At 34.2% G+C, this 12,767-nt stretch carries 16 protein-coding genes; 6 read left to right on the top strand and 10 right to left on the bottom strand.

The annotated features are described in order from the left end of the window. From AC6F8J_RS09305 to AC6F8J_RS09260, 10 genes are all read right to left on the bottom strand, one after another. Window positions 1-183 (bottom strand): hypothetical protein (locus AC6F8J_RS09305; RefSeq protein ID WP_500722800.1); only part of this gene is annotated, 183 nt, incomplete at its 3' end. 30 nt (window positions 184-213) lie between these two features. Next, window positions 214-1,797, bottom strand: a complete 1,584-nt coding sequence (locus AC6F8J_RS09300; RefSeq protein WP_500722798.1) for a proton-conducting transporter transmembrane domain-containing protein — start codon at window positions 1,795-1,797, stop codon at window positions 214-216. A 32-nt stretch (window positions 1,798-1,829) separates the two neighbouring features. Beyond that, a complete protein-coding gene (locus AC6F8J_RS09295) occupies window positions 1,830-3,425 on the bottom strand; it encodes a proton-conducting transporter transmembrane domain-containing protein (RefSeq protein WP_500722796.1) in 1,596 nt (531 codons plus the stop codon). 12 nt (window positions 3,426-3,437) lie between these two features. Then, window positions 3,438-3,788, bottom strand: a complete 351-nt coding sequence (locus AC6F8J_RS09290; protein ID WP_500722794.1) for an NADH-quinone oxidoreductase subunit K — start codon at window positions 3,786-3,788, stop codon at window positions 3,438-3,440. A 5-nt stretch (window positions 3,789-3,793) separates the two neighbouring features. After that, complete coding sequence (locus AC6F8J_RS09285) at window positions 3,794-4,180, bottom strand: MnhB domain-containing protein (RefSeq protein ID WP_500722792.1); 387 nt, start codon at window positions 4,178-4,180, stop codon at window positions 3,794-3,796. Next, window positions 4,180-4,437, bottom strand: coding sequence for a hydrogen gas-evolving membrane-bound hydrogenase subunit E (gene mbhE / locus AC6F8J_RS09280; protein WP_275843256.1), 258 nt, complete (start codon window positions 4,435-4,437; stop codon window positions 4,180-4,182). The genes AC6F8J_RS09285 and mbhE overlap by 1 nt, the downstream gene beginning before the upstream one ends. Beyond that, window positions 4,434-4,982, bottom strand: coding sequence for a hydrogenase subunit MbhD domain-containing protein (locus tag AC6F8J_RS09275; RefSeq protein WP_500722790.1), 549 nt, complete (start codon window positions 4,980-4,982; stop codon window positions 4,434-4,436). The genes mbhE and AC6F8J_RS09275 overlap by 4 nt, the downstream gene beginning before the upstream one ends. A gap of 1 nt (window position 4,983) precedes the next feature. After that, window positions 4,984-5,286: a monovalent cation/H(+) antiporter subunit G gene (gene mnhG / locus AC6F8J_RS09270; protein WP_500722788.1), complete on the bottom strand. Its 303-nt coding sequence runs from the start codon at window positions 5,284-5,286 to the stop codon at window positions 4,984-4,986. Then, the gene (locus AC6F8J_RS09265; RefSeq protein WP_500722786.1) at window positions 5,286-5,537 is read right to left on the bottom strand and encodes a monovalent cation/H+ antiporter complex subunit F; all 252 of its coding nucleotides are present in this window, start codon (window positions 5,535-5,537) and stop codon (window positions 5,286-5,288) included. The genes mnhG and AC6F8J_RS09265 overlap by 1 nt, the downstream gene beginning before the upstream one ends. Then, window positions 5,537-6,031, bottom strand: coding sequence for a Na+/H+ antiporter subunit E (locus AC6F8J_RS09260; protein ID WP_500722784.1), 495 nt, complete (start codon window positions 6,029-6,031; stop codon window positions 5,537-5,539). The genes AC6F8J_RS09265 and AC6F8J_RS09260 overlap by 1 nt, the downstream gene beginning before the upstream one ends. 223 nt (window positions 6,032-6,254) lie before the next feature. On the opposite strand from AC6F8J_RS09260, the gene AC6F8J_RS09255 reads away from it, so the two are divergent. From AC6F8J_RS09255 to AC6F8J_RS09230, 6 genes are all read left to right on the top strand, one after another. After that, complete coding sequence (locus AC6F8J_RS09255; RefSeq protein ID WP_500722782.1) at window positions 6,255-6,926, top strand: response regulator; 672 nt, start codon at window positions 6,255-6,257, stop codon at window positions 6,924-6,926. A 2-nt stretch (window positions 6,927-6,928) separates the two neighbouring features. After that, the gene (locus AC6F8J_RS09250) at window positions 6,929-8,353 is read left to right on the top strand and encodes an ATP-binding protein (RefSeq protein WP_500722781.1); all 1,425 of its coding nucleotides are present in this window, start codon (window positions 6,929-6,931) and stop codon (window positions 8,351-8,353) included. A 104-nt stretch (window positions 8,354-8,457) separates the two neighbouring features. Then, the gene (locus tag AC6F8J_RS09245) at window positions 8,458-8,973 is read left to right on the top strand and encodes a 3H domain-containing protein (protein ID WP_500722779.1); all 516 of its coding nucleotides are present in this window, start codon (window positions 8,458-8,460) and stop codon (window positions 8,971-8,973) included. Between the two features lie 121 nt (window positions 8,974-9,094). Then, window positions 9,095-10,534, top strand: coding sequence for a glycogen/starch synthase (locus tag AC6F8J_RS09240; RefSeq protein ID WP_500722777.1), 1,440 nt, complete (start codon window positions 9,095-9,097; stop codon window positions 10,532-10,534). A gap of 16 nt (window positions 10,535-10,550) precedes the next feature. Beyond that, entirely contained in the window at window positions 10,551-11,699 is a 1,149-nt protein-coding gene (locus AC6F8J_RS09235) for a DUF5711 family protein (RefSeq protein WP_500722776.1), read from the top strand. Window positions 11,700-11,724: 25 nt separating this feature from the next. Continuing rightward, on the top strand, window positions 11,725-12,429 hold the full coding sequence (locus AC6F8J_RS09230; protein ID WP_500722774.1) for a CvpA family protein: 705 nt from the start codon (window positions 11,725-11,727) through the stop codon (window positions 12,427-12,429). Window positions 12,430-12,767: the final 338 nt, after the last annotated feature.

Here is a 12,767-nt window from a genome sequence, read left to right as displayed (position 1 = left end):
TCGTTCATAATCTTTTTCATTGTCAGATAGCCACATTGGCATTTCAATATCAAAATGCAAAGTCAAAAATTCCAGTCCCTTTTTTAAACTAGAGGGACTTGCAATGTCCTCATTCTCAAGTTCAAAAATATAATCAGACCGAAACTGATTATCGATCATAATTTTTCCCCATAAGCGATACATAATAAACCTCATTTCGTATTAAAAAGTAATTTACTGCACAAGCAGTAAATAAGAAAGTAAACCTGTAAAAAATAATGTAATGGTAAGAATGAGCTCATTAAAATTCAACTCAAGTTGGCGAATGGTCATAAAGAAATTGGATTTTTTATAAATAAATTCATAGAATAGATAACCAATACCTAAACTTAAGATATAAATGATGGTCTTTTCTAAATATTGTAAAGCTTCTATTTGAATATTAAGCTTAAAAAGCCAATTGATAAAAATTTGGCCACCAATACCGCCAAGAAGACATAAACTTGCTAAAGAAATTAGGGCAATCTTTTGATTCAAAGGCGGTGTTTTCGATTTTTTTGAACTACCGAAGAACATAGAAGTATATTTCATCAGATAGGTTATGGTAGCAATGTTGATTATAATAAGACCATATTCCAAAAATTGAGTAGAATCGCTGCCTTTTTTAATCAAATATTTTGATATACTACCATTAAAAAGAGGTGCGCCACTAATCCCAAGGAGTGCGAAGCAAATAATGATGGTAACAAAAGGCATACGTTTAAAAAGCCCTCTGATTTTGCGTATATCACGAGTATCATACTCTTCAATAATCATACCGGCTGTTAGAAAAAGCGTTGACTTGAAAATAGCATGACTAAGTAGGTGATAAATTGAACCATAATAACTATAGTCTGATGCCAAAGAAAGTCCAAAAACAATAAGACCAACTTGACTTATCGTAGAATAAGTCAAGATTAAGCGTATATCATTTTGTGAAAGTGCCAGCACAAAACCTAGTATTGAAATAATAAAACCAAGACTTAGAAAAAGTGAGGCGGTATCAATGGCAGGGGAAAAAGTGTCTTGTATTTTAATGAATAGATAAAGACTGCTGGTGACATAAATGCCGGAAAGTACAGAGGACACAATAGAAGGAGCAGAAGGCGTGCCATGGGCTCTTGGTAGGGGTAACAATGCCGATTTTAATACGATTGGCGTGATTAGTAGAGTATAGGGTAAAATCAAACTGGGTGAGTTGGGAACATAAGTTAACTGCTGCTTGATTAGAGTTAGGTCAAGGGTACCAAAAATCTTATAGATATATCCAACACCGAGCAAGAAAAAAGCCATGGAGACTAAATTAATAAGCAAATACAAAATACCGTCATAAATGCTATGGCTGGTTTTCTTATACATAATGAGAATGCTGACGGTGATTGTAGAAACTTCAATTAAAGCATATAAGTTAAAAAGGTCATTAGAGAGAAAAATACCGTTGATAAGACCTTGAAGTACTAGAAAGAGAAATAGAAAAAGCTTATTCATATAAGACTTATGGTAATTAAAAAGGAGCATAATAGGAAAAAAAGCACAAGATAAGAGAATAAAGATGATATTAACCTTATCAGCCACTAGGTTAATACCAATATTCACAGTGTTTCCTCCGAAACTATAGATAATAGTGCTATTAGTATAGACATCAATAGCTGTTATTAGGGCAATGAAAAACATCAACAGCTGGGTAAGACCAAGAAGGTAACCGGTAAGTCGACGTTTATTCAAATAGGCAACGATTGAAGAAAGTATAGGTAAGAGAACTAACCAAAATAAAAGCATTTGATCCTCCTTGTCATATATGACATCTTAACTTAATAGATAATAAGTAAATAGCTTAAAAAGCTTCCAAAGAAAAAAACAATTGAAAATATTATTTCATTAAAGCTGAGTTCAATTTCCCATATCGTTTTGAAAAAGTGAATCCTTGGATACCAGTATTTGTAAAAAGTATAGCCAATGAGTATGCTGACTAAATAGACAACGCTTTTATTAATAAGATCTGTAAAGCTTAGAGTAATATTTAGGTCAAAGAGAATACCTACAAACCACTGACCAAAAAGACCACCCAAAATACAGGCAAAGGCTAATACACTTAAGGCAACTTTTTGATTCCACCGGACACGGTGACCTTTCTGATTATCACCTGTTAATATAGTAGCATATTTGATATAGGTAATAATGGTTCCAAGGTTAATAAAGATGAGACCATACTCTAGATAAGACTGATAGGAGATACCTTTCTGTATAAGAGATTTTGAAACACTGCCATTAAAAAGAGGGGCACCGGTTATACCCATAATTGCGATGATTGTAATTATGGCGATAAATGGCATACGTTTAAAAACACCTTTAATTTTTCGGATATCTCTGGTTTCATACTCCTCAATAATCATACCAGCAGTCAAGAACAAAGTAGCTTTAAAAACAGCATGATTCATAATATGATAGACAGCACCATAGTAGCTATAATCGGATCCTAATGAAAGACCAAAAACAATGAGTCCGATTTGACTCACGGTGGAATACGCCAAAAGTAATTTCAGGTCCGTTTGTGACAAAGCAAAGATGAAGCCGATAACGGCAGTAGCAAAACCGATTAAAATAAAAATATAAGATGTATCTAGACCCATTGCAAAGGTATCTTGAAAACGTATAAATAAATAGACACCACCTTTAACAAAAATACCGGATAAAACAGCTGAAACAATAGAGGGTGCCGAAGGGGTGCCATGAGCCCTTGGTAACCAGCTAAACAAAGGCATTATGGCGGACTTAAGGCTTATAGCCGTAACGAGAAAGGCATAAGGGAGTATTAATGTATCTGTATTCTCAACATACGGTATGGCAGCCTTTATGGCAGTAAGATCTAAAGTGCCAAATATCTTATAGATATAGCCAAGTCCAAATAGAAAGAAAGCCATGGATACAAGATTGGTTAAGAGATAAACCATACCGTCATAAATAGACTGACTATCTCTTTTGTACATAATTAGAATACTAACAACAACGGTTGACACCTCAAGTAAAGTATAGATATCAAAAAGGTCATTCGATAGAAAAATTGCTATGATAAGACCTTGTAGCGTTAGGAAAAGAAATAAAAAAAGTCTATTCATATATGATTTATGATAGTTGAACAGTAACATAGCTGTGAATATGAAACAAGTCAGAACCACAAAAAAACTGCTAATAGGATCTGCGACCAGATTAATACCAATAGAATCTTGATAATCACCAAGTGCCTGGGTCATTGGCCCGTATAAAATAACCTGAATGAAGGTTACAATGGCAACACCGACTGTACAAAGTTGGGCAATGCCTACCAGAATAAAAATCCTTTTATAATGGCTTAAATAGCCAATCAATGCAGTTATTATAGGGAGAACGACTAACCAAAATAATGTCATAGATCACCTCATCTAATCTTCACGTCTTTTATTGATGACTTTTAGCCAATTTGTTGTCCCGTAATGGTGATATAAGCTTATAAACATGGTCAGACTTACAGCGGTAACGGCCACACCAATGACAATTGCGGTAATCATAAGAGCTTGTGGTACAGGGTCCACAGCGGTGTGTATGGTTACATCCCCAATTGGGGGAATACGTCCGTCTTCATAATTGATGGTTAAGAAAAAGAGAATGATGGCAGACTGCATAATGGCCAAAGAAATAACGGTTTTTATAATATTTCTTCTAGCCAATAGTCCATAAACGCCAATAAGGAACAGGAGAATGCTAATAGATTCGCCGTTAAAAATCTTTTCCATATGAATCACCTACTTTCAAAAAGAACAAATCGATAAAAAATGACGGTTAAACCACAACTAACTTTAACACCAATAAGGGTATTCATCAGTAAAAGATAATAGCTTTTTTGAACAAGGGTTAGATCTTGATTCATATAAAATACAATCAAGATACCAGTTAATAATAAGAGTAAATAGATGGTTTTTTCAATACGGTTTAGTATATCTAGACTCACGTTCTTAGTATCAGTTGTAAGATACTGAATGGTAAAAACACCGGCTAAAATTGCACCGCCTTGAAATCCACCACCAGGTGTCAGATGGCCGTTATAGATGATATAAAACCCATATAAGATGATGATGGGGTATACAAGCCCCATGGTCTGTGCAAATAGTTCTGAATGTTTTCCCATTAATAATCACCTTCATGTCTAGAAAAATATATAATACCGATGACGGATACAAGTAATAGCAAAGTTTCAAAAAAAGTATCAAAAAGACGATAGTTGAGATATATGGCTGTGACACTGTTTTCTGCGCCAGTATCCGCTTTAAAATTATTAATATAATAATGAAAAAGATCTGTACTTGTTTCAAGAGGAATAACATTTACAGAGATGATGAGTAGGAATATGCCGATGATAAAAGCAGCGGTAACTTTACGCCTCATAATAGTTCATCACCTTCTTCCTCAAGAATATACTCGTAATCTATATCAAAAGCATTATGCTCTATAAGATGGGTCACCAAACCGTCATAAAGATAATTGGATTGGGAACCATACATAGTAATGCCTTTGTTATCATGTTCAACAATAACGTCATAATCATGAAGACCATGGATTTCATCAAAAGTCTCTTTGGTATCAATTAGATCCAGCTCCAGTTCATGTTCCCTTAAGAAGTTATCCATCATCATGGTGAGGTTGTTTTTTAGCACATTGAATTCAGGTTGCTTCTCAAGTAAAGTAACATGCCCGGAGTAGTAAACGCGAAAAACCCGGTATTTTTTTATAGCAACCAGATATAAAACAGTCGACAAAGTACAACCAATAACTGCTTCCGCCATGGCAACATCAGGCGCCTGGTAGAGCACATAAACAAAAGAACAAAGCAGCGAGAATACACATAAATAAATAACAGCATGTCTCAAGCTATTTGTTTGAATCGATGCAATTGCAAAAACAAGCATCAATAATAAAACGATGTTCAGCATGTTAGTGCTCCTTCCTAGGTCGATGACCACTTAAATAGGCGCCTCTAACGGTAAAGTGGCTTGCTAAAGGGTTGAGTAGTAAAGTCAGTAAAATCAAAAAAAGCATTTTCAAAGAAAACGTAGATAGACCCTTATATAAGACAATGCCAAAAGATATGAATAAAAAGCCTGCACTGTCAATTAATGAAGAAACACTCGCACGTGTATAAAAATTATTGTACCGGTATAAACCAAATATACCAATAATTATAAAAACAATACCAATGCTGATAAAAATCATTCCGGTAATTTCATGAACAATCACTATATATCCCCTTTCTTTTGTAAGAACCTAGTTATAAAAACAATACTGATGAAACCAAGAAGTGCGTATACCAAAGCGACATCAATCAAATAAGATTGATCTTCTATAACGGTGTAGAGTAGAATGATCAGTATAAATATTGCAGAAAAAAGATTAAAACCAAGAATGCGGTCCCAAATAGTAGGTCCAATAAGTACTTTAAGGAGACAAAGTAATGATAAGAGTAATAAAACAAACATCAAATAAGGCATTAGTAGTTATCTCCTCTCTTAAGAATGCGTTCAAAAGGACCAAAGATTGCATCGGCTTGAGCCTTTTTGTCATGGGTGGTTGGATAGAGCCACAAAATTGTCAGATGATGATTGGTCTTATCAATAGTAACAGTTCCTGGTGTCAAGGTGATACTATTTGCCACAAGACATTGAAACCAGTGGTTATTGATAGATGTGTCAAGTTCAATAATCACTGGATTGATATTATTTTTTGTAATTAAGATAACAGTTGAAATGGCAGATTTAATGATTTGATAAATCAAAATGATAAAAAACCACAAGAAAAGATAGAGGGGGACGCGATAGTTTTTAATATGATCATTATTTGAAAACAGGAGTCGAACCATGATGATGGTAATGACCGAAGCAATTGAACCTGATATGAGAGCAGGCAATCCAAATGAGCCGTTAATAATACACCATAAAAGTAAAAGGGCAAGCGCAGTGTCCCAATACGGTCGGATATACTTCATAATTCTTCTCCCTTCATCAGTCAGTTATTGGTCAACCCTATTTTAACAAAAAATATTGTTAAGTTCAATCAATATAACACAAAATAGCCTTGAAATAAAGGACAAATTTCGTCATAATTTTGTCACAATAATTTGATATAGTAGAAGTGATTGGTTGAAAAGTTGGTTAAAGTTAATAAATGTTAATGACAAGGAAGACTAAATAGAAAAAGGAAGTGATTAAATGTATCAAATAAACATTCTGGTTGTAGAAGATGAAGAAAAACTGAGAAAACTTATAAAAAAATACCTTTTTCTAGAGGGGTTTCATGTACATGAAGCGTCTAATGGTATAGAAGCTTTAAAGATTTTTGATACTGAAACCATTGACTTAGTTGTAATGGATGTTATGATGCCATTTAAAAATGGTTATGAAGTAAGTAAAGAAATTCGAAAAACAAGCCAAGTTCCAATAATTATGTTAACAGCAAGATCGGCTGAAGAAGATAAACTTAAAGGATTTGATGTTGGAATTGACGATTATGTTACAAAGCCCTTTAGTACAAGAGAACTAATGGCAAGGATAAAAGCATTGTTAAAAAGAACCAATGTAACATCGACTAATGAAAAAATGCAATTTGGTGTATTATCGATTGATACAGGAGCAAGACGTATATTGGTTGAGGGAAAAGATATGACTTTCAGCCCCAAAGAGTATGATTGTTTAATGTATTTTGTGGATAATGCCAATCAAGCATTATCAAGGGAGCAAATCCTTAATAGAGTCTGGGGGTTTGATTATTTTGGAGATGACCGCACAGTGGATACAGTTATTAAGCGTCTCAGAAAAAAAATGGGCATTGAAGGCGATCGCATACAAACAGTAAGAGGTGTAGGCTATAGGTTTGAGGTGTAATGATGAAGACAATTAGGGGTAAATTATTTATAGCTTTCTTAGGGTTAGTCCTGATCATCTTCTTCATACTTTGGTTAAGCATGGAGTTTTTCATAGAACCCTACTACTACAGAGAAAAAGTAACGACTATGCAAAAAACCATTCAGCAGATTGAAACTATTATTCAAGTAAGCTCATCACCAATAGACAGAATTCAAGATTTTGAGTACTTAGGTTACAATTTTGAAGGTAAAATTAGTATATATGACGCAGAAGCAGGTATTGTTATATCCGATGAGGATGTGTTAAAATATTCAAAAGGAAAGATTATAAAAAACATTGAAGTAAATGGGGTAAAGGCTTATATTCTTGAAACCAATTACCCAGTCAAAGAAACAAGATGGCTCGTTTATAGTGAAAGGCTTTCTAGTAATGGTGTTGCGATGCTCCAAATTCCTATAACTGCAATGGATCAGACACTTGAAGCAATCAGTGCTTTTATAAATTATGTGGGTATAGTCATCATGGTTATTGCCATGTTTATGGCAGGTATTATATCTACCAACATGACACGTCCTATAAAAAGACTTACCTTAATGGCTAATGAGTTACGACAGCTTAAGTTTGACATACAATATGAAGAAGATAGAAAAGATGAGATTGGACAACTGGGTTCAACGTTTAATGCATTAGCGACTCGGCTAGATGCCACCATAAAAGCGCTTCAATATGAATTAAGCAAGGAAAAGGCGCTGGATATTCTTAGAAAAGAGTTCGTGGCACAAGTCTCACATGAACTTCAAACACCCTTATCCATCATCCATGGTTATATTGAAGCACTCGAAGACGGCGTTGTAGAATCCGAGGAAGAGCGTAAAGACTATTATAAGATCATATATGAAGAAAGTGACAAAATGAGTCACATGATTAAGGACTTGCTACAACTGTCCGAGCTTGAAGCGGGCACTTTTTCAATTACAAAAGAAGATATGGATTTAAAAGTTTTTTTTGATCATATACAGGATGCTTATCAAACTCTATTGATTCAATCAGATAAAAGTCTTCATTATATACCATTAAAAAAGACGGTTTTGATTAAAGGTGATCGAATCAAGTTGGAACAAGCCATAAGAAACATCTTAAACAATGCCATAAAATATGCAGAAGCAGGTTCAGAGATAAGATTTGAGACGATTCTTGTAGATCGTTGTGTCACAGTCACTGTAAGTAATACGGGTCCATGTATTGAGGATGAGGATATTCCAAAGATTTTTGGAAGTTTTTACAAAGGCAAGAACAGTGAAGGAAAAGAAGGAACAGGTATCGGTCTTGCAGTCGCAGGTAAGGTGTTTGACCATCATAATATAAGTTATTTTGTTCGTAATACATCCGATGGTGTCAAATTCATCATAAGAATTCCATTGGATGTTAATATAATAAATGGATAAAGCGTCAAAAAATGTAGTTGAAGGTTCACATACTCTTATATGTAGATTGTAAATCTTAGCTTTGACCTTTAACCATAAATAATGATAAAAGGAAAAGGTGAAATATGGATGGATTAGAAAGAAGAGACAAGATTATGGAAGTCTTGAACGAAAACACCCAAGCCATTACAGGAACCCAAATGGCTAAAATGTTTAAGGTAAGTCGCCAGGTCATTGTTCAGGACGTGGCACTACTTAGGGCACAAGGTGTCGAAATCATATCTACATCGGAAGGGTATCGAATTTATAAAGTCAAGGCAGATACATTCAAGAGGGTTTTTTGTGTAAAACATCCCCAAGATGCTATTGAAGACGAGCTCTATATTATTGTTGATAATGGGGGTTTGTTGCTAAACACCATAGTAAGTCATTTGGCATATGGTGAGATCTCAGTGGATATGCATTTAAGTTCAAGAAGGCAAGTGAATGATTTTTTGATTAGAACCTTGAGTAAAGATTTTGTACCACTAATGGCTCTGACAAAAGGCGATCATTACCATACAGTAGAGGCAACGTCTGAAAAAATATTAGATGTCATTGAAAATGAACTGCGACAAAAAGGGTATCTCGTAGAAGAATAAAAGAGATATACTTTACATTCATTGTTATCTTCATTAGATTTATGATATAATAATGAGAAGGAGTTAATGCCTATACAGGAATCATTAAGTAATAGATTGATATGAAAGTCGAGGAACTGCTATGGCGGATAAGCTAAATGTTTTGTATGTATCACCTGAAATCGTTCCATATGCTGCGACCGGTGGCTTGGCTGACGTTGCAGAAGCCTTACCTTATGCCCTAAAGGCTCAAAATATTGAAACAACTAGGGTCATGCCAAAATTTAAAGGAATTAGTGAAAAATTTCCTATAAAAAAATCCTTTAGTTTTATCGTTGAAACAGGCGGTAAAGCCCATGTAGCAGATGTATACTATTTAATAGAGGGTGGGCTAACCACTTACTTCATTGGTAACGATGATTACTTTAACCGAGATACCTTTTATGGTTATGATGATGATGGAGAACGTTTTGGTTTTTTCTGTAAAGCGACTCTGGAAATGCTGATGTTTTTGGATTTAAAACCGGATATTGTTCATTTGAATGATTGGCAAACGGCTTTAATCGGTTTATTGTTAAAAGAAGAATACTCTAGACTTGATTTTTATAACAAAATCAAGATTATATTTACCATACACAATTTACAGTATCAAGGTGTTTTTGAAAGAGATACACTTGATGCACTTAATTTATCACCTAGATATTTCAAGGTCGAAGCCATAGAATATTATGGTAAGATATGCTTCATGAAAGCAGGAATTGTCTATGGTGATTTAATAACGACCGTAAGTAAAACCTATGCCAATGAAATTCAAACGCCTTGGTTTGGGTATGGACTTGATGGTATTCTAAGAAAATATAGCTACAAAATCAGAGGTATTGTTAACGGTATATATTATGATAAGTACAACCCAGAAACAGATCTAGCCTTGTTGTTGAATTTTGGTGTTTCCAACTTTAGAACAAAACGTCTAGAGCATAAAGCGATGGTTCAGAAAAAAGTAGACTTACCACAAAAGAACGTACCTTTATTTGGTGTTGTTACGAGACTTGCAGAGCAAAAAGGCATTGATTTGATTATCTATGCAATGGAACAGCTTTTACATGAAGATGTACAATTTATGATACTTGGCTCCGGAGATCATTATTATGAAAAACGTCTAAAAGAGTTAATGGAAGAATATCCGGATAAAGTAAATGTTATGATTCAGTTTGACCAAAAGCATGCCAGACAGATTTATGGGGCTTGTGACTTCTTTTTAATGCCTTCACTCTTTGAACCTTGTGGTTTATCACAACTTTACAGCTTAAGGTACGGTGCTGTTCCGATTGTTCGTAAGACAGGCGGCTTAGTAGATACCATTGTAGATTATACTGAAAACCCAAATGAAGGAACAGGTTTTATTTTCAAAAATTACAACGGACAGGACTTTGAACTCAGTATTAGAAGGGCAATCAGTTATTTTTATAATAAAGACACTTGGGAATTGTTGGTTGAACGTGGCATGAATAAAAGATTTTCGTGGGAAAACTCTGCCAGTCATTACATTGAATCTTATAATGATTTGATGCAATTGCAATAATTCATAGGAGAGTTTGATGACGATAGATAAAAAAAAATCCGGGCCTGTAGTATTTTTACTGGCATTGTTGATCTTTGTATTGATTTATGGCCTATTCATACGCCCAAACTATCATTTAATCAACAAAGGTACAATATATCTAGAAGCAGTAGGATCGGGAAAACTGGATACAATTAAAGGATCACAAATAACAACTATGTCCGATGGTTATTATATTGCAACAAGAGAAGGCTTAACCAAATACACTTTTGACCAAAAAAGTGTTTGGAATAAGTCTTATCATCTGAATGAGCTACTTTTTTTAGTTGAGGCACCATATATGGCAGTGGTCAACATTACTGGTAAAGAAGCCTATATCTTTAATGGTGACGGAAATATAGCAACGATTAAAACAAACCACAATATCGTTAGTGGCAATCTCAATGAAGTTGGTTTTTTGACATTGATTTTAGAGGAAGATAATAAGCATTTTATCAATATGTATGATTATCAAGGTAGAATGGTTATTGAAAGAAGAACTATTTTTAAAGAAGATGGATTTCCTATTTCTGTAGCGGTTGCAAAAGATGCCTCACGTATGATAACATCTCATTTAGATGTAACACAGCACGTAATCGAATCGATCATCACCTTTCTAGATTTTTCCGGTAAAGGAGAAGAGTTTACAGACCGAGTAATTGGTCATGAACGACTCAACAAGACGCTAGCAGCTAGAATCAACTTTATGGATAATGAGCATGCAGTTGTTATTGGCGACAATATTCTAACCTTTTATTACATAGACCCATTGCCTGAACTTATTAAATCGATATCTCTTGAAGCAGAGATTGAAGATATTGAGACGTTAAACGAGCAGCTTGTTTTAAAGTTTGGTGAAGCAATCAGTCCGGAAGGTGAGGTTTTAAGTCAAAAAGTTGTTATTTTCTCAAAAAAAGGTGAGATTGAAAGTGAATTAATATTTGAAGACGAAGTAACCAATTTATCCACTCAAGAGGATACACTTTTTGTGATTCAAGGATCACGTGTTTTAAAATACATCGGAAAACGGAAAATATGGGAAACTAATCTACACAAAGACATAATAAATATATATGAACTTAGCAATAACCGATATTTAATTGAGTATGAATACGACTTTGAAATACTTAAACTAAAAGACATTTAGAATAGTTAACAATTGGAGGCTATCGATGAATACATTAGACATAATACTCATAGCCATCATTCTTTTTTGCGCCATAAATGGAATGATTAAAGGCTTTGTAAAAACCTTATTTGGACTTACCTCTACTATAGTGGCATTGGTATTGACTTTATTAATTTCACCACAAGTTAGTGGTTTGATTATTAATAATACGTCATTTGACCAAATGATAGGAGAAAAAACAGTAGAACTACTTAATATTGAAAACCTAATGGGAGATCAGGATGCAGAATTAGATGAAGTAATCTTATCTGGAGCCATTAACTTACCAGGAAACATCTTAAGATTTCTTGAAAAAAACAATACACCTGAAATCAATGATAAATTAGAGGCAAAAGGATTAGGTGACTATATTAGCGGATCTATTGCAACGATGGCGGTTAATGCATTTGTTTTTCTAATTGTATTTTTAATAGTATCTCTGATATTAAATGCGGTGGTGATTGTTTTAGATATTTTGACAAGGTTACCGATTGTCAAATCCATGAATAAATTAGGTGGATTTTCAGTAGGGCTTTTGATTGGTATACTTATTGTGTGGGTGGCGACGCTCTCGTTGTCTTTTATAATTTCGATTCAAGCCACAGAGACTTTGTCGGAATTAATTGAAAGTTCAATTTTCACAAAACTCTTCTATTATAATAACCCATTGCAATATTTTATAATGAATTTGGGTAGTGCGTTGAAGTAGACTACTTAATAATCTTGTATTATAACGAAGATAAAAAGGGCTAAAACCACCATATGTAGTGTTTGAAAAAGTAGAAGAATAACAAAGAAAAAAAGATAAATAAAAGTATTGACTTCTAAGGTGGTGGATGATATAATTCTCTCTGTTGCCCCAAGAGGTAACGAAGTAGAAGCAACAAGGAAAGCCTTAGAAACACGGGGCTGTAAAAGACCTGAACATTGAAAACTGAACAGTAAACCAACCTATCAAAAAGTAATTTAAAACGGACGCTATGTAATTCATTATGTAGCAAAAGCAAGCTTGGTTTTTTAGTAACAAGAGCGCAAGCTCAAGTCAAA

The sequence above is a fragment of the Petrocella sp. genome (assembly GCF_059865615.1).
This window is presented reverse-complemented; position numbering and strand designations above follow the sequence as displayed.